Source organism: Hydrogenophaga sp. L310 (assembly GCF_055703065.1).
In genome coordinates this window covers 20,899-37,387 of the sequence record NZ_JBVPZA010000011.1, presented here as the reverse complement: position 1 = coordinate 37,387, position 16,489 = coordinate 20,899, and the positions used below count along the sequence as shown (strand labels likewise).

Annotated in this window: 21 protein-coding genes; 16 read left to right on the top strand and 5 right to left on the bottom strand. The window is 62.8% G+C overall.

Features of this window, described 5'->3' with window-relative positions:
• The first annotated feature begins 10 nt into the window (after positions 1-10).
• Complete coding sequence (locus AC0GNO_RS17490; RefSeq protein WP_472887910.1) at positions 11-454, top strand: type II toxin-antitoxin system RatA family toxin; 444 nt, start codon at positions 11-13, stop codon at positions 452-454.
• Positions 451-780, top strand: coding sequence for an RnfH family protein (locus AC0GNO_RS17485; protein ID WP_472904860.1), 330 nt, complete (start codon positions 451-453; stop codon positions 778-780). Before AC0GNO_RS17490 ends, AC0GNO_RS17485 begins: the two co-directional genes overlap by 4 nt.
• 38 nt (positions 781-818) lie before the next feature.
• Here AC0GNO_RS17485 and AC0GNO_RS17480 read toward each other — a convergent pair whose 3' ends face one another.
• A complete protein-coding gene (locus AC0GNO_RS17480; protein ID WP_472904859.1) occupies positions 819-1,376 on the bottom strand; it encodes a DUF4124 domain-containing protein in 558 nt (185 codons plus the stop codon).
• Positions 1,377-1,548: 172 nt separating this feature from the next.
• Between AC0GNO_RS17480 and guaB the strand changes: the two genes are divergently transcribed.
• From guaB to AC0GNO_RS17465, 3 genes are all read left to right on the top strand, one after another.
• Entirely contained in the window at positions 1,549-3,018 is a 1,470-nt protein-coding gene (gene guaB / locus AC0GNO_RS17475; RefSeq protein ID WP_472887907.1) for an IMP dehydrogenase, read from the top strand.
• Between the two features lie 148 nt (positions 3,019-3,166).
• The gene (guaA, locus tag AC0GNO_RS17470) at positions 3,167-4,783 is read left to right on the top strand and encodes a glutamine-hydrolyzing GMP synthase (protein WP_472887906.1); all 1,617 of its coding nucleotides are present in this window, start codon (positions 3,167-3,169) and stop codon (positions 4,781-4,783) included.
• 307 nt (positions 4,784-5,090) lie between these two features.
• Positions 5,091-6,293, top strand: coding sequence for a tyrosine-type recombinase/integrase (locus AC0GNO_RS17465; RefSeq protein ID WP_166226515.1), 1,203 nt, complete (start codon positions 5,091-5,093; stop codon positions 6,291-6,293).
• Positions 6,294-6,382: 89 nt separating this feature from the next.
• Here the strand turns inward: AC0GNO_RS17465 and AC0GNO_RS17460 are convergent, their stop codons facing one another.
• Both AC0GNO_RS17460 and AC0GNO_RS17455 read right to left on the bottom strand, forming a co-directional pair.
• Positions 6,383-6,628, bottom strand: coding sequence for a helix-turn-helix transcriptional regulator (locus AC0GNO_RS17460; RefSeq protein WP_015649464.1), 246 nt, complete (start codon positions 6,626-6,628; stop codon positions 6,383-6,385).
• Between the two features lie 79 nt (positions 6,629-6,707).
• Complete coding sequence (locus tag AC0GNO_RS17455; RefSeq protein WP_240936558.1) at positions 6,708-7,688, bottom strand: LuxR family transcriptional regulator; 981 nt, start codon at positions 7,686-7,688, stop codon at positions 6,708-6,710.
• A gap of 91 nt (positions 7,689-7,779) precedes the next feature.
• Here AC0GNO_RS17455 and AC0GNO_RS17450 point away from each other — a divergent pair, with 91 nt between their 5' ends.
• From AC0GNO_RS17450 to AC0GNO_RS17405, 10 genes are all read left to right on the top strand, one after another.
• Positions 7,780-8,013, top strand: coding sequence for an SPRY domain-containing protein (locus AC0GNO_RS17450; RefSeq protein ID WP_033996783.1), 234 nt, complete (start codon positions 7,780-7,782; stop codon positions 8,011-8,013).
• Positions 8,014-8,016: 3 nt separating this feature from the next.
• Entirely contained in the window at positions 8,017-8,892 is an 876-nt protein-coding gene (locus AC0GNO_RS17445) for a helicase RepA family protein (RefSeq protein WP_166226519.1), read from the top strand.
• Positions 8,882-9,751: a replication protein C, IncQ-type gene (gene repC, locus AC0GNO_RS17440; protein ID WP_166226522.1), complete on the top strand. Its 870-nt coding sequence runs from the start codon at positions 8,882-8,884 to the stop codon at positions 9,749-9,751. Before AC0GNO_RS17445 ends, repC begins: the two co-directional genes overlap by 11 nt.
• A 716-nt stretch (positions 9,752-10,467) precedes the next feature.
• Positions 10,468-10,746: a TraK family protein gene (locus tag AC0GNO_RS17435; RefSeq protein ID WP_047350570.1), complete on the top strand. Its 279-nt coding sequence runs from the start codon at positions 10,468-10,470 to the stop codon at positions 10,744-10,746.
• Between the two features lie 319 nt (positions 10,747-11,065).
• Positions 11,066-11,437, top strand: a complete 372-nt coding sequence (traJ, locus tag AC0GNO_RS17430) for a conjugal transfer transcriptional regulator TraJ (RefSeq protein ID WP_166226524.1) — start codon at positions 11,066-11,068, stop codon at positions 11,435-11,437.
• Between the two features lie 265 nt (positions 11,438-11,702).
• Entirely contained in the window at positions 11,703-12,488 is a 786-nt protein-coding gene (trbJ, locus tag AC0GNO_RS17425; protein ID WP_033996778.1) for a P-type conjugative transfer protein TrbJ, read from the top strand.
• 15 nt (positions 12,489-12,503) lie between these two features.
• On the top strand, positions 12,504-12,773 hold the full coding sequence (gene trbK / locus AC0GNO_RS17420) for an entry exclusion lipoprotein TrbK (protein ID WP_026437069.1): 270 nt from the start codon (positions 12,504-12,506) through the stop codon (positions 12,771-12,773).
• A complete protein-coding gene (gene trbL, locus AC0GNO_RS17415; RefSeq protein WP_166226526.1) occupies positions 12,770-14,368 on the top strand; it encodes a P-type conjugative transfer protein TrbL in 1,599 nt (532 codons plus the stop codon). Before trbK ends, trbL begins: the two co-directional genes overlap by 4 nt.
• A gap of 2 nt (positions 14,369-14,370) precedes the next feature.
• Positions 14,371-14,643, top strand: a complete 273-nt coding sequence (locus tag AC0GNO_RS17410; protein WP_210768845.1) for a hypothetical protein — start codon at positions 14,371-14,373, stop codon at positions 14,641-14,643.
• 62 nt (positions 14,644-14,705) lie between these two features.
• A complete protein-coding gene (locus AC0GNO_RS17405; RefSeq protein ID WP_010378963.1) occupies positions 14,706-14,936 on the top strand; it encodes a type I toxin-antitoxin system ptaRNA1 family toxin in 231 nt (76 codons plus the stop codon).
• Positions 14,937-15,179: 243 nt separating this feature from the next.
• Here the strand turns inward: AC0GNO_RS17405 and AC0GNO_RS17400 are convergent, their stop codons facing one another.
• Both AC0GNO_RS17400 and AC0GNO_RS17395 read right to left on the bottom strand, forming a co-directional pair.
• Positions 15,180-15,539: a helix-turn-helix domain-containing protein gene (locus AC0GNO_RS17400; protein ID WP_047350575.1), complete on the bottom strand. Its 360-nt coding sequence runs from the start codon at positions 15,537-15,539 to the stop codon at positions 15,180-15,182.
• Positions 15,536-15,904, bottom strand: coding sequence for a helix-turn-helix domain-containing protein (locus tag AC0GNO_RS17395; protein WP_166226528.1), 369 nt, complete (start codon positions 15,902-15,904; stop codon positions 15,536-15,538). The genes AC0GNO_RS17400 and AC0GNO_RS17395 overlap by 4 nt, the downstream gene beginning before the upstream one ends.
• A gap of 329 nt (positions 15,905-16,233) precedes the next feature.
• Between AC0GNO_RS17395 and mads1 the strand changes: the two genes are divergently transcribed.
• Complete coding sequence (gene mads1 / locus AC0GNO_RS17390; protein ID WP_010378957.1) at positions 16,234-16,434, top strand: methylation-associated defense system helix-turn-helix domain-containing protein MAD1; 201 nt, start codon at positions 16,234-16,236, stop codon at positions 16,432-16,434.
• The last annotated feature ends 55 nt before the right edge of the window (positions 16,435-16,489 follow it).

The following is a 16,489-nucleotide window of genomic DNA, read 5'->3' as shown; positions in this document are numbered from 1 at the left end:
GCCTGATTGTATGAAAACGATTCAAAAGTCTGTCTTGCTCTGGCACAGCGCACACGAAATGTTTGCGCTGGTGACCGATGTGCACCACTATCCGCAGTTTTTGCCTTGGTGCGACCACGGCGAAGTGGTTGAACGCGGCGAAGAGGGCATGGTGGCCAAAGTGGGCATGTCCATCAGCGGCCTGCGCCACAGTTTCACGACCCGCAACACCCACGTGGACGACCGCCAGGTGCTGATGGAGCTGGTGGATGGACCGTTTTCGCATCTGGAAGGCTGCTGGGATTTCACGCCCCTGGGTGACGGTACGGAGCGGGCCTGCAAGGTGGAGTTCCGTCTGACCTACGGGTTCTCCAGCAACACACTGGCCAAGCTGGTGGGGCCCGTGTTTGACAAGATCGCGGGCAATCTGGTGGATGCCTTCGTGAAGCGCGCCGACGCGGTGTACGGCGCATGAAGGTCACGCTGGTCTACGCCAGTGCGCCGCGCACGGTGCATGAACGGGTGTTGCAGGTTGCCGATGGCTGCAGCGTCGCCCAGGCGCTGACGGAAAGCGGCTGGCTGAGTCTTTTTCCGGAAATACGGAATGAGCCGCTGGCTCTGGGTATCTGGGGGCACAAAGCCACGCCGTCCACGGTGCTGCGGGAGGGTGATCGGGTGGAGGTGTACCGCGCTCTCCGGGTGGACCCGAAGGTGGCACGCAGGGAGCGTTTTGTGGGGCAGGGTGCCCGCGGGGCAGGCTTGTTTGCCCGGCGCCGGCCGGGCTCCAAAGCGGGCTACTGATCGTCCTTGGAGGGGTGAATCCATCCCTCGGACTGGTCTTACTGGGCTTGGGTTTGGGCCTGGGGAGCAGGGCCACAATCGGTGCGGATGATCTCGCTGAGCCTTTGAGTTTCGGCCGCCCGAGCCTGGTCGTCCATGATCTCGCGTTCACCTTTGGCGTTGGTGGTCGCCACACGAACGCCCGAATCCAGTGTCGCTTTGGCACGCCGTGCTCGATCGCAGTTTTCTGCCCGTGCCTTGGCCATTTTTTCGGCCTCTGCTTTCTGTTTCGCCAGTTCGGCTTCTTCGGCCTGCTTTTTCTTCGCTTCCAGCGCCGCGTCGCGCCCACTGGGTTTGGGTGGGCTCAAGGGCGCGGCCGCCTGGGGTGCCCCAACCGGGGTTTCAGTTTCCACCGTTGCGGGGGCGCTGCGCAAGCTGGGCCGCTTCAGAATGTTCTTGTCAGGCACCCCGGGCGCCGGGGCGGTGTCGCTGAACACCTTGTTGCCGGCAGAATCAATCCACAGCCATTGGGCGGGGGCGCTGCTGCAGGCCAAAACAGTCAACGCGCCGAGCGCGAACTTGAGGTAACCGGCCAGGGAAAAGGTTGAGAGTTCCATCCATCCAGTTTAACGTCTCCATCTGGCGCCTAGGGCGTCTGGTCTGCCGCGCCGGTGCCAGAGTCGATTCGCAGAGGCATTTTTGCCTCGCACTACGCGGCACGGGAAGGCATGGGCACTCCGCAACGGCACTGGGCGCCCGGATACAATAGTGTTTTTGGAGCTTTACCCCATGCGCCTACTCGGCAAAGCGCTCACCTTCGACGATGTCTTGTTGGTGCCAGCGTACTCCCAGGTCCTTCCCAAGGACACCTCCCTCGCTACCCAGTTCTCCCGCAACATCAAGCTGAACCTGCCCCTGGTTTCGGCTGCGATGGACACCGTGACCGAGGCCCGGCTGGCGATTGCCATTGCCCAGGAAGGCGGCATCGGCATCATCCACAAAAACCTCACCCCAGCCGAGCAGGCCGCCCATGTGGCCAAGGTCAAACGTTACGAGTCGGGCGTTCTGCGCGATCCGGTGGTCATCACGCCGCAGACCACGATCCGTGAGGTCATGAAGCTGTCCGACGACCTGGGCATTTCGGGCTTCCCGGTGCTGGAGGCAGGCCGCGTGGTCGGCATCGTTACCGGCCGCGACCTGCGCTTTGAAACCCGCTACGACCTGCCGGTCAGCGAGATCATGACGCCGCGCGAGCGCCTGATCACCATGCCCGACGGCACCACACCGGCCGAGGCCAAGACCCTGCTCAACAAGCACAAGCTGGAACGCCTGCTGCTCGTGAACGACAACTTTGAGCTCAAGGGCCTGATCACGGTGAAGGACATCACCAAGCAGCTCAACTTCCCCAGCGCCGCGCGCGATGCTGCGGGCCGTCTGCGCGTGGGCGCCGCGGTGGGTGTGGGCGAGGGTACCGAAGAACGCGTGGAAGCGCTGGTCAAGGCGGGCGTGGACGCGATCGTGGTGGACACGGCACACGGCCACAGCAAGGGCGTGATCGACCGCGTGCGCTGGGTCAAGCAGAACTACCCGCAGGTGGACGTGATCGGCGGCAACATCGCCACCGGCGGTGCCGCCATGGCGCTGGTGGAAGCCGGCGCGGACGGCGTCAAGGTGGGCATCGGCCCGGGCTCGATCTGTACCACCCGCATCGTGGCCGGCGTGGGCGTGCCCCAGATCATGGCCATCGACAACGTGGCCACCGCCCTGCAGGGCACCGGCGTGCCCATGATCGCCGACGGCGGTATCCGCTACAGCGGTGACATCGCCAAGGCCATCGCAGCCGGCGCCAACACCGTGATGATGGGTGGCATGTTCGCCGGCACCGAAGAAGCCCCGGGCGAGATCGTGTTGTTCCAGGGCCGCAGCTACAAGAGCTACCGCGGCATGGGGTCCATCGGTGCCATGCAGCAGGGCAGCGCCGACCGCTATTTCCAGGAGAGCAGCACCGGCAACCCCAATGCCGACAAGCTGGTGCCTGAAGGCATCGAAGGCCGCGTGCCCTACAAGGGCTCGGTCGTGTCCATCATTTATCAGATGTCTGGCGGCCTGCGCGCTTCCATGGGCTACTGCGGTTGCCCGACCATCGAGCACATGCGGCACAAGGCAGAGTTCGTCGAGATCACCTCGGCCGGCATCCGCGAGAGCCATGTGCACGACGTGCAGATCACCAAGGAAGCCCCGAACTACAGAGCTGAATGACCCCCCGCGCCACCTGCGGCGTCACCCCCAGGGGCGGTACTGGCGGCCCGGCGAAGCCGGTTCCGCGCTGCCCGGGGTTGGAGCAGCCTCTCGCCACCACGGGTCGTCTTCAGGGCGACCTTTGTTTTTCTGAAGTCCACCGTCCGCCATGCAACACCAGAAAATCCTCATTCTTGATTTTGGTTCCCAGGTCACCCAGCTCATCGCCCGCCGCGTGCGCGAGGCGCATGTGTACTGCGAGGTGCATCCTTGCGACGTGAGCAGCGAATGGGTGCGCGAGTTCGCCGCCGACGGCCAGCTCAAGGGCGTGATCCTCTCCGGCAGCCACGCCAGCGTCTACGAGGTGGACGACAAGGCGCCCGATGCGGTGTTTGAACTGGGCGTGCCGGTGCTGGGCATTTGCTACGGCATGCAGACCATGGCGCAGCAGCTGGGCGGCAAGGTCGAGGCGGGCACCACGCGCGAGTTTGGCTACGCCGAAGTACGCGCGCGTGGCCACACACCGTTGCTGAAAGACATCGCCGACTTCCACACCCCGGAAGGCCACGGCATGCTCAAGGTCTGGATGAGCCACGGCGACAAGGTCACCGAGATGCCTGCGGGATTCAAGCTCATGGCCAGCACCGACAGCTGCCCCATCGCCGGCATGGCCGATGTGGATCGCGGCTACTACGCCGTGCAGTTCCACCCCGAAGTGACGCACACGGTGCAGGGCAGGGCGCTGCTGGAGCGTTTCGTGCTCGACATCTGCGCCACGCGGGCCGACTGGGTGATGCGCGACCACATCGAAGAAGCGGTGCAGAAGATCCGCGACCAGGTGGGCGACGAGGAAGTCATCCTGGGCCTTTCCGGCGGCGTGGATTCTTCGGTGGCCGCGGCCCTGATCCACCGTGCCATCGGCGACCAGCTCACCTGCGTGTTCGTCGATCACGGCCTGCTGCGCCTGAACGAGGGCGACATGGTGATGGACATGTTCGTCGGCAAGCTGCACGCCAAGGTCATCCGCGTGGACGCCGCCGACCAGTTCCTCGGCCACCTGGCCGGCGTGAGCGATCCGGAAGCCAAACGCAAGATAATCGGCCGCGAATTCGTCGAGGTATTCAAGGCCGAAGCCGCCAAACTCATTTCAAGTGGTGCATCAACAAAAGGCGCCAAGTGGTTGGCACAAGGCACTATTTACCCGGACGTGATCGAATCCGGTGGAGCCAAGAGCAAGAAGGCCGTGACCATCAAGAGCCACCACAACGTGGGCGGTCTGCCCGAGCAGCTGGGCCTGAAACTGCTGGAGCCGCTGCGCGACCTGTTCAAGGACGAGGTGCGTGAACTCGGCGTGGCACTGGGCCTGCCGCATGACATGGTCTACCGCCACCCCTTCCCGGGGCCGGGCCTGGGCGTGCGCATCCTGGGTGAGGTGAAGAAGGAGTACGCCGACCTGCTGCGCCGGGCCGACGCCATCTTCATCGAAGAGCTGCGCTCCACCATCGACCACCCCAGCGGCAAGAGCTGGTACGACCTGACCAGCCAGGCCTTCACCGTGTTCCTGCCGGTCAAGAGCGTGGGTGTGATGGGCGACGGCCGCACCTACGACTACGTGGTGGCGCTGCGCGCCGTGCAGACCAGCGACTTCATGACCGCCGACTGGGCCGAGCTGCCCTATGCCTTGCTGAAAAAGGTGTCGAGCCGGATCATCAACGAAGTACGCGGCATCAACCGTGTGACCTACGACGTGAGCTCGAAGCCGCCAGCGACGATCGAGTGGGAGTGATTTGGCGTCTGGCATCGGCTGGCACCGAGTAGCACGAAAACACACCTAAGCCCGCGTCACTGCGGGCTTTTTTGTGATTTCTTCCGGCACTGGCTGGCAATCTTTGGTATCGCCAAGCACCGTTTTTTCATGGCATGATGAATGGCATTGAATGCTTCGATGCCATGAGATGCCGCCGATGCCATGTAACCGCCTTTCTGGTGATCATGGTATTGATATAGCGTAGTGCAATGATTTCATTGTGTTTTTACGCCAAGGTGGGGTTGGTTCCAGATCATGGTATTTAAGCCGAATCAGGGCGAGAACCATGCTGACCGATACCAAGCTGCGTAACCTCAAGCCGAGGGACAAGCTCTACAAGGAAAATGACCGTGACGGCCTCTATGTGGCCGTCACGCCCGCTGGGGCGATCTCGTTCCGCTACAACTACTCGATCCACGGTCGGCAGGAGACCATCACCTTCGGCCGCTATGGCGTCGGCGGCATCACCCTTGCGGAAGCCCGCGAGCGGTTGGGAGAGGCTAAGAAGATGATCGCAGCCGGGAAGTCGCCGGCCAAAGAGAAGGCTCGGGACAAGGCCCGCGTCAAGGATGCGGAGACGTTCGGGGCGTGGGCGGAAAAGTGGCTGCGCGGCTACCAAATGGCTGACTCCACCCGCGACATGCGCCGTTCAGTCTACGAGCGCGAGCTGAAGCCGAAATTCGGCAATCAGAAACTGGGAGAGATCACCCACGAGGACTTGCGGGCGCTGACCGATGCCATCGTGGAGCGCGGTGCACCGGCGACCGCAGTGCATGCTCGCGAGGTGATGTTGCAGGTCTTTCGCTGGGCCATCGAGCGCGGCCAGAAGGTCGAGAACCCGGCAGAGCTGGTGCGGCCGACGACTATCGCCAAGTTCGAGCCGCGCGACCGTGCGCTGACGCCCGACGAGATCGGTCTGATGTATCAGTACATGGAGCGCATCGGCACAACGCCATCCATTCGGGCTGCCGCCAAGTTGTTGCTGCTGACGATGGTGCGCAAGAGCGAGCTGACCAACGCGACCTGGAGCGAGATCAACTTCAGCGAGGCGCTTTGGACCATCCCGAAGGAGCGGATGAAGCGACGCAATCCGCACCTGGTGTTCCTGTCCCGGCAGGCGTTGGACATCTTCATTGCCCTCAAGACCTTTGCCGGCGGATCGGACTACGTGTTGCCGTCGCGGTACGACTCGGACTTGCCCATGAGCAGCGCCACGCTCAACCAGGTGCTGACGCTGACGTATCGGCTGGCGCAGAAGGAAGGGAAGTCGCTCGCCAAGTTCGGGCCACATGACTTGCGGCGCACGGCCAGCACGTTGTTGCATGAGGCCGGCTACAACACGGACTGGATTGAGAAGTGCCTTGCGCACGAGCAGCGAGGCGTCAGGGCCGTCTACAACAAGGCCGAGTACCGCGAGCAGCGGACGGCGATGTTGCAAGACTGGGCGGACATGATCGACGAATGGACACTGAAGCGGCCGAAGGCGTAAGCCAGAAGATTACAGTTCGCTCGCCTGCCCGAACATCGAGGCATGGCCCCGGGTTTCATTGACACTTGAGGGGCGTAGCGTTTTAGCCGCTAAAAAGTGGCTGCTGCGACCGACGGGGTGAAGCCGGGACGCATGGCCTGAGTGCCCGATGCCTTGCGCGCCTCGATCCATTCCTCGACCTCGGCCAAGTCCCAGGCGACGTTTCGGCTGGTGAGCGCAATGCGACGCGGAAACTCCCCCCGCTGCTCCATATTGAAAATCGTGCGCTCAGACAGCGGGATCATCGCCAGTAGCTTCTTGCGGTTGATGAGCGTCTTACTTGTCGTTGTCTGCATCCCTTGGCCTCTTTCAGTCACTTGCGAACATGTGCCTGATGGTGCCTGTGAATGCGGATTGTTTCGTCCTATTAGTTGGTCAATTTGGTTGACGCCGCGAGCGCGACTTTGAACTCAAGTGGAACATCGCAGGGATCGACGTCAGTGCCTTCGATACGGCTTGGCGTTCTATACCTAGCTTTCGCGCAATCTCCGACTGGTTGAGTCCAGACCGCTGGAGCATCAGCATCTGCTTTTTGCGATCCGATAGCTTTGAGTCCACCATCAGCCGTGCTTGATTGCGCAGCTCTGCCTTGTCCGCCGGCTGTAAGGTCTGGCCTGCGACATAGTGGAAGAAGTAGCTGTCAACCAGTTGATCGCCCGATTTCACTTGGGCAGTGGCCGGCTTCGCGCATTGCTGGTTGAGTCTCGCCAGTTCGAGGTCGAATTGCGCGAGGGATCGCCTTGCTTGTCTGTAGACAGGGTTCCATGCGCCGCTCGGCAATTTAGGCCGGTGATCCAGGCAATACAGGCTGCTTAGTCGAAGCCTTTCCTCTGGATCGTCCGCCTTCGGATCATCGCTCCCGCCGGCGAATGAGGTCAGCTCGGCGAGTGATCCGCAGAACCGGCAGAACCCCTGGAGGCGTTCGCCATTCAGTCGGGTGTCGCGCACCTTCGACTTCACCGGCCGTTTGCAGGCGCAGTCCCATACAAGCCCGATCAACGATTCGAGTGTTGCAACAAACCGCCGATCTCTTGGCGTCTGCCTATCCTCCGTTTTGATGAACTGGCGCAGCAACTGCCGCTGCATGCGAACCATCGCATCAAGTCCAATCAGTCGAATGATTCCGCTGAAGCTCACCCCTGTTCCTGCTCCGGGGATATGGCCCAAGTAGCGTTGTGGCAGCGTCGCCGTGTACGCAGCCACGGCGGGGTCAATAAGTTCCTGTAACAGCCCAACGATGGGGTAGCGCCGCGAGGAGGCGGAATACGGCCGCCAGCGATCCTCAAACTGCCCGATGGCTTCCGAGACAGTGGGATCGCAGCCTTCCCAGATGACAATGGTTGGATCGTTCTTCATGTCAACCATTTTGGACAACTAATAAGATGTAGGCAACCCCCAATAACGCCTAACCTTCGTAGCAATTCAGTTGATAACGGAGGTTTACGCAATGACGATAGAAGACACGCTACTGCAACGCTTCGGCCCGCTGCTGAGCATGGCACAGCTCGCCTCCGTCCTGGATCGATCACCGGATGGCCTGCGGGTCAGTTTGCGCACGACGAGCGAATGGGCGGGGCGAATCAACAAGGCTCGCTTGAAGATCGGTCGGCGCGTCTACTTTCGAACCTCGCAGATCGCCGAGGTGCTGAGCGACGAATCCCTGTACGGAACGGGGAACTGAGTCGTGGCGATTGACGTCCTGGCGGCGTTCGAGTGCGAACCGCCGGTGCTGGACTTCATATGGCCGGGCTTCCTCGCGGGAACCGTCGGCGCGCTCGTCGCCCCAGGGGCCACGGGCAAGAGCTTCTGGGCGCTGGAAGCGGCCATGAGCATCGCATGCAGCGTTGCCGGCGGCGACCTCGTGGGCCTGGCCCCCGCACACACCGGGCGCGTGGTCTATCTGGCCGGGGAAGACCCGCCGCCCGCGCTTGTCCGGCGCATTCACGCCATCGGCCAGCACCTTGGGCATACAGCCCGCCAAGCCATCGCCGAGAACCTCGTGCTTGAGCCGATCATGGGCAAGCGCCTGAACGTCATGGACGAGGCTCACTTGCGCCGCGTCATCGAGTACAGCGCCGGGGCGAGGCTGATCGTGCTGGACACCCTGAGCCGCATCCACGCCCTCGATGAGAACAGCAACGGCAACATGGCCCACCTCGTGGCCGTGCTGGAGCAGGTCGCGGCTACCACGGGCGCATCCGTGCTCTACCTGCACCACGTCAGCAAAGGAAGCGCCCGCGAAGGGCAGACCGACCAGCAGCAGGCCGCGCGTGGCGCGTCCGCGCTGATCGACAACGCCAGGTGGTGCGGTTACGTCGCCCGCATGACTGAGGACGAGGCGAAGCGCCTCAGCGACCGCGCCCATGACCGGCAGCCCATCGGCGATGAGCGGCGCGGCTTCTTCGTGCGTTTCGGCGTCAGCAAGCAGAACTACGACGCCACGCCGCTTGATCGCTGGTACATGCGGCACGCCGGCGGCGTGCTGGTGCCGGTGGAGCTGTATGAGGCCAGCAGGAATGAGGAAAGACGTAATAGTCGGAGGCGAGGCGATGGCTTTTGACCTCACCCATGCCAGGCACGACCCAATGCACTGCTTGGTCCCCGGCTTGTTCCGCAGTCTCAAGCGCGGTGAACGGAAGAAACTCAAGCTCGATGTGACGTATCACTACGCCGGGACTGAACAAGCGCGGTTCGTCGGTTTCGAGCCTCTTGGCGCTGATGACATGCGGCTGCTGCAAGGTCTTGTGGCTCTTGGAGGGCCGAAGGGCATCATCCTGACGCCAGAGCCAACAGCGGACTTGCCGAAGCAACTCCGTCTATTCCTTGAGCCGAAGTTCGACGCGGTGGGGCAGGATGCGCTGGTCGTGCGAGAGAGCATGACCCGCCTGCTAGGCGAAATCGGCTTGACCGATGGCGGTGACAACATCCGGGCGATCAAGGCGTGCTTGCTGCGCATGGCAAACGTGACGGTGGTGCTCACCAAGGGAAGCCGGCAAAGGTCTTTTCACCTGATGAGCTATGCCTTCGATGAGGATGACGGACGGCTGTTTGTCGCGTTGAATCCTCAGATTGCAGAGGCGATTCTTGGGCGGCGCCCATATACCCGCATCGAGATGGTCGAGGTGCGGGCGCTGCAAACCGACCCGGCCCGCCTGATTCACCAACGGCTATGCGGCTGGATCGACCCCGGCAAAGCCGGGCGCGTGGAACTCGATACCCTTGCTGGCTACGTCTGGCCGGACGAGGCGAACGCCGAGGCCATGAAGAAGCGCCGCCAGAAGGCCCGCAAGGCTCTGGCCGAGCTTGCCACCGTGGGATGGAAGGTCAGCGAGTATGCGGCAGGGAAGTGGGAAATTGGCAGGCCGAAGCCCGTAGTAACGTTCCCCAAGCTCCGTAGCAACGTTCCCCTTCACCCGTAGCAACGTTCCCCGCCTCAAACCGGAAAACAGAGCAACGGCGCGGGCTTGCGGCTAGTCCGCAAATTCCATCCATGATCTTCCAAGATCATCCACTAGGCGCGGCACTTGCCGCCGCCCTTTAGGGCGACGCCAAGTCCTTGCCGATGGTCGGCCTGCGGCCGAGTTGTACGCCAGAAGGGCGGTCAGCTCCGGCCGGTTCTTTTTAGCGGCTAAAACGCTGCGCCCCTCAAGTGTCAATAAGATGTTGTATGTTGTATGTTGTAGCGCGCTACAACATACAACAGTTCAATTCAATGCCCTGGCCACGTCATGAGATCGGCCTTTCTTTCGCGCGCTACGTCGAGCTGCAGCATCGTCATCTCCGGCGAGGCTGGCCATGTCCGGGCCATGGTCGACCATCGCCACGTCCGACGATGCACCGAGGGCCCCATCGCCAGTTCTGACGATGACGGCCGCCGGCGCTGGAGCTCGCATCGCCACTTCTGACGATGCGATCCTCTCTTTGACACTTGAGGGGCCGAGCGGCGGGGATCTCCCGGCCTACTCCCCTCTTGGCGTTCAATTTTCCGTGCTGAATGAGCTGCCATCCCTGTTTCGATGGGCGTGCCTGTGTCATCGGCTCTATGTCAACCATTTCGGCCAATTATTGGAATGTTGTGTAGGCCAGCACTCCGTAACCTTCGGAGTAGTTCAGTTGATAACGGAGGTTTACGGACATGGCGACGACAGAAAGCAGCTACCCCGAGGAGCTGGCCGCACGGCTGGCTCTTCAGCAGAAGACCTCGCAAACAAAGCGCAGGGACTACCTGGCCGCTTTCATGGCGGTGCGCTCGGACGTGAAGGAAGCGATGGAGGCCGGCTACGCGCTCAAGATCATCTGGGAGCACCTGCGCGAGGTCGGGCGCATCCCTTTCCGGTATGAGACGTTCCTGAAGTACGTTCGCCAGCACATCACCAATGCGCGGCCTAGCTCAATGGGGCAGGGTACGAAGTAAGCAAAGTTCCATGCTCAATCGCTGCAAGCGCATGGCTGAAACGCTGTTACCGGCCTCTTGGATCTCTGCAAGCACGCGGACATTGGCAATTTCCGTTGGTTTTCCCGCTGTTGGCGCGCTGTTGCGAAGCAACGGTGCGGTTACAGCGCGAAGTTCGATGAGTCATACGAGGCAAAAACAACGCCGTAAGGCGGGCAGGATGTGTGAAGTAGGCCCACCGGCAAGCCGGTTGTCCTTCTTCACTGTCCCTTATTCGCGCGGGGCGCTCAACGGGCATCCTGCTCTGCGAGGCTGCCGGCTACCGCCGGTTGGAGGACACATGGGTGACGAGAATCGAATCACCAGGAAGGGCAGCCCGCCGATCAAGGTGTACTGCCTTCCAGAAGAACGCGAACTGATTGAGGCGAACGCCAAGATGGCGGGGATCAGCGTGGCGCGCTATCTGCGCGACGTAGGCCAGGGCTACCAGGTCAAGGGAGTCATGGACTACCACTACGTACGCGAGCTGGCGCGGGTGAATGGCGACCTTGGCCGGCTGGGCGGATTGCTCAAGCTCTGGCTGACCGACGATCCGCGCACTGCCCGTTTCGGCGATGCAACGATTCTCGCCCTGTTGGCTCGGATCGAAGCTACTCAGGATGAAATGAGTCGGCTTATGAAATCGGTGGTGCAGCCGAGGGCCGACCGTTGAGAGTTTTAGCGGCTAAATTTCCGTGTGCCGGACGCGACACGAGGCACTTCCAGGCCGCCGGCCTGAGCGTTATCAACTCTCGGGAGGACGCATAAGGCCAGGGACACCCCGTAAGGGCCGAGAGCAGAATCACCGAAGCCCGGGCCTCAGTGCCAAGGGCGATACCGATTAGCTAGTGGCGTAGCTCTTCGATGAAACCTTGCCGTGGGCAAGCGCGAGCTTGGTCAAGGCATTGCCTTTCTTTCATCGAATGGAGATTGCGACCATGAAGCACGTCCGTTTTTTAGCGGCTAAAACCGCGCTCGCCGCCGCTCTGGCCGGCAGCATCATCGTCACCCCGGCGCAGGCCGGCATCCCCGTCATCGACGGCGGCAACCTGGTGCAGAACGTCATGACCGCCATTGAGTCGGTGGCGCAGACGCTCAAGCAGATCGAGCAGTACCAGACTCAATTGCAGCAGTACGAAAACATGCTGCAAAACACCATGGCTCCGGCCGCCTATATCTGGGACCAGGCGCAGTCCACCATCAATGGACTGATGGCCGCCACCGACACGCTGAACTACTACCGGAATCAGCTCGGCAGCATCGATGCGTACCTGGGCAAGTTCCAGGATGTGGCCTATTACCGTGGTTCGCCTTGCTTCTCGGCCGCTGGGTGCTCGGATGCCGAGCGCGCTGCGATGGAGCAAAACCGCAGCCTGGCGAGCGAGAGTCAGAAGAAGGCGAACGACGCGCTTTTCAAGGGCCTGGAGCAACAGCAGCGCAACCTTTCCGCCGATGCTCGCCAGCTCGAACGGCTCCAGTCCGCCGCGCAGGGCGCGACCGGGCAGATGCAGGCCATCGGCTACGCCAACCAGCTCGCCGCCAACCAGGCAAACCAGCTTCTGCAAATCCGTGGCCTGCTGATCGCACAGCAGAACGCCGCGACGGCCAGGATGCAGGCGCAGGCCGACCTAGAGGCGCAACAGCAGGCCGCCGGCGCGACTTCCCGGGAGTCCAGGATCGAGCGGACGGCCAACCCGAGAAACTGGCTCGAACTGACCCGCTGACGGAGGCCCTGCACCATGAAGAAAACGATGCTGCTTACCGGCCTCGTGGTGGTGCTGGTGGCTGGTTGCGACAACAAGCCGGCCATCCCGCCCATGCCCGAGGTCAATGACACCAATTGCCAGATCGAGGCGATCAAGAAGATCGAGGACAGGGCCACGCGCGAGAAATTCGCCGGGCTGTGCTCGCGCCGGTCGCCGGCCGCCGGCGGCATCGCGCCGACCGAGAAGCCCATGAACTGGCTCGAACTGGCCGACCCGAAAGACCAGAAGGAGGCGAAGCCATGAAAACACTGCACAAGGCGGCGCTGATCGGCGTCGCCCTCGCGCTTTACTCCACCGCCGCATCGGCCCAACTCACCAATCAGGGGATGCTTGACCAGGTGGTGACGGAGTTCGCCACGCGAGCCACGTCCTGGCAGACGGTGGTGATGAATGCCGCGATGTTCCTGTTCTGGACGCTGGGCACGATCTCGCTGGTTTTCACCTTCGGCTTCATGGCGCTGCGCAAGGCTGACATTGGCGAGTTCTTCGCCGAGTTCATCAGGTTCATCCTGTTCTTCGGCTTCTTCCTCTGGCTATTGCGCAACGGCCCGGCCTTCGCCAACTCGATCATCCAGTCACTGGCCCGGATCGGCGAGCAGGCGTCCGGGGTGGCGTCGGTGACACCCTCGGGCATTGTGGATATCGGCTTCATGATCTTGAAGCAGGCATTCAGGAACTCGTCGATCTGGTCGCCCGTGGATAGCTTCATCGGTGTGGCCTTGAGCGTCGGCATCCTGATCCTGCTGGCTGTTGTCGCCGTGAATATGTTGCTGCTGCTCGTATCAGGCTGGCTGCTGATGTACGCCGGAATCTTCTTCCTCGGCTTCGGTGGAAGCCGTTGGACTTCCGACATGGCGATCAACTACTACAAGACCGTGCTGGGCGTGGCCGCGCAGATCATGACGATGGTGCTCCTGGTCGGCATCGGGAACGACCTGCTTTCCAGCTTCTACGCCAGGATGAACACCGGCACCCTGAACTTTGAAGAGCTGGGCGTGATGCTGGTGTTCTGCGTGGCGTTGCTCATGCTGGTCAATCGTGTGCCCCCGCTTGTCGCCGGCATCATCACCGGCTCGGGGATCGGTGGCGCTGGCGGCATTGGCAACTTCGGTGCAGGTGCCGCCATCGGTGCGGCTATGGGCGCGTCGAGTATGGCCGCCGGAGCGGCCAGCGTGGCTGGCGCGGCCGTGATGGGCGGTGCGGCCTCGGCCGCCGGCGGCATGTCGGCGATTAGGGCGGCGTTCGAGAAAGCAGGGGCTAGCGCCGGTGGCGAATCGGGCGGAGTGCCCATGTTTGGTGGTGGTGCTGGCGGTGATTCCGATGCTGGACCGTTCGCGCAGGCGGCGGGCTTTGGTGGCGGCGGTTCCAGTGCCGGCACAAGTACGCCGCTCGGCCAGGCGGCTGGCTTTTACAGCTCTGGAAGCTCCAGCAATTCGGGCGGCAGCGGCGGCGAATCGAGGGGCGGCGACAAAGCCGGCTCCAGCTCGAAGGGTAGCGGCGATGTCGGCGGCTCGAAGGCCGGCGGCGGCAGCGACGCTGGCGGCCAAGCCGGCCGAGGTGCGGGAGGCCTTGTCGCTGCGACGGCTGCGAACCTGGTGCAAGGCATTGGCGACGTTGCGCAGGCCAAGGCGGCCAGCATCCGCGACGCCGCCGCCGAACGCATCGCCGACACCACCGGAGGGAAGATCGCCGCCGCAATCCGGGCGAGCAGCCAGACAGACCGGGCGGTCGACGATGTGCCCAGCTTCGGCGGCAACAGCCTGGCAGGGGCCGATTCGGCTGCTGCTGATCCTGATGATGAAGTGGTCGCGTTCGCCAACCGCGACAAGGAGGTATGACGATGACGCCGAGAGGATTTTTCGACTGCCTGGACGTTGCCGCTGCCGAGCAGCGCCAGGCGCAGGCGGTTGAGGTTGAGCCGGTCGACGATCAATCGACTGATGCAGACCCGGCGGCAGAAGTTGCGGCCTTTGTTGATCGACCTGCTCCGCCCGTCATTGAGGCCACCAAGCTGGCGGCCAGGTCGGGCGGCTACGCCAGCAGCTACGGCAGCAGCGCGAGAAGCACGCCGCTGGCCGAGGCCGCCGGCTTCTACGGCACCGGCAGCCGATAAGCGCGTCGGCCGGCGTGGGGCCGGCCGACACTTCCACAACCCACCTGTTAGAGAGGTGAATCATGGCAACCCTGAATCCTACCAATGCAACGCAGGCCGTTCATCATGCAGCCGTGCAACTCGCCGCGCTCGACTGGCTAGACCAGGACGCGGCGCGGCAGCTCGGGCCGCTCGCCGAGGCCGTGGCGAACGCTTTCATGGTCGTGTTTTACCAGGCCGAGACGGGCCAGGCGACACCTGCCGACTTTCGCGAGGCCCTGGACGCGGTGCGGCAGTCACTCGGCGCCGCGTAGGCACGCGCACCAGGAGCAGCAAGGGCGGCCATTGGCCGCCCTTGTCATTTCCGGGCCTGCATCGTCAAAGGTGACGATGTGCGCTGGCGTGCTCGAGCATCGCCAGATCGGACGATGACGGCCGCTCTGGCCTTCTCCCTTGGCGTGGATCGCATCGTCGCTTCTAGCGATGAGATCCAGCGCACCAGAACGGCGCACGTCGAGCTGCAGCACCGCCAGGAATGGCGATGCTGGCCAGCTCTCCTACTCGATGCCGTGCATGGCCTTCGCCCGCGCTGCGACGGCCTGTGCGTGTTCGATATAGGCCGGGTCGGCTGTGGCCTCGGCTTCGGCCAGGAAGGTGCTGATCGCCTCGGCCGAGGTCAGCGTCTCGGCCGGGTCGAAAGGCGTCAGCTCACGGCCAACGGCCGGCGCATCCACCCATTCGCGTTGTTCCGGCGGCAGTGGATACACGCCGGCGGCTTCGGCCTCGGCCAGCAGCTCGGCCAGGGTGTAGCGCACCTGGTCAGGCGTGACGGCGCGGGCGGGATCGGCCTTCAAGGCGTCATAGGCCGGGCCGACCTTCTCATGCAGCCAGTTTTCCAGGTTCTTCGAGCCTGTCATCGACTGGCCTCATCAAGCATGGATGCCAGGCGCTCCAGGTCATTGACCGATTGCGAGCGAAAGCGGCCGGTCAGCAGCTCGTGCAGCGCGGCCGGCGTCAATCCGAGAAGCGTAGCCGCTTGCTCGGTCGACAACTGTCGCGCCTTGATGGCCTCGCCGATCTTGGTGACGAGTCGGGTCTTGACCAGCATTTCGCCGGCGTCGGGATAGCCCAGGTCGGCATAGACGTTGGCGCTGCCGTGCTGAATGTTCGGGGTGTCGTCAGCGTTCAGGTCGGCCAGCAGCTCGGCGACTGTGGCGAACCGCCCCGAGACACGGCCGGCGCGGCTGTCTGCAATTGCTTCCTCGGTTTCCTTCCTGCCCATCGCACACCTCACGCTGATTTGCCTAGCCCGTCTCATCCAGATGAGGCCACAGAGAGCGCGGCTGTGAAGGCCAAAGAGTACTACGTTGCGTGTTTTCCCCGGAAGAAGACACGCCGACCACCTTCTTGGCGTAAACCATCTACGACCCGGTGGCTAAAGCACATGGCCTTGCCATCGAGCCGGTGCCGCGAGCCCGCCGCAACGCATGGCGCCGGCCGAATCCATGGCGTCGCGCACATGAGATTCGGGGTTCACTTGGGTGGATCAGATGGTAAACTTGGCCAAACTTTGGAAGACTTCGCCGCGCGACACCAAGCGAGCCGCCTGACATGAACCAACCTGATAGCGAAATTCTCACGCTGGATGAAGTGGCGGTCTACCTCAAGGCAGGGAAGAAGACCGTTTACCGGCTGGCCCAGCAGGGGGAGATACCGGGATTCAAGCTGGGCGGCACCTGGCGGTTTCGTCGCAGCGAGCTGGATCGCTGGATTGCCGCGCAGATAGCCGAGAAAACGCAGGACAAGACATGAGCGCCCCGAAAAACGATAGCAACCAGGCGGCCTCGCCCCGAGAGGGGGCTGCACG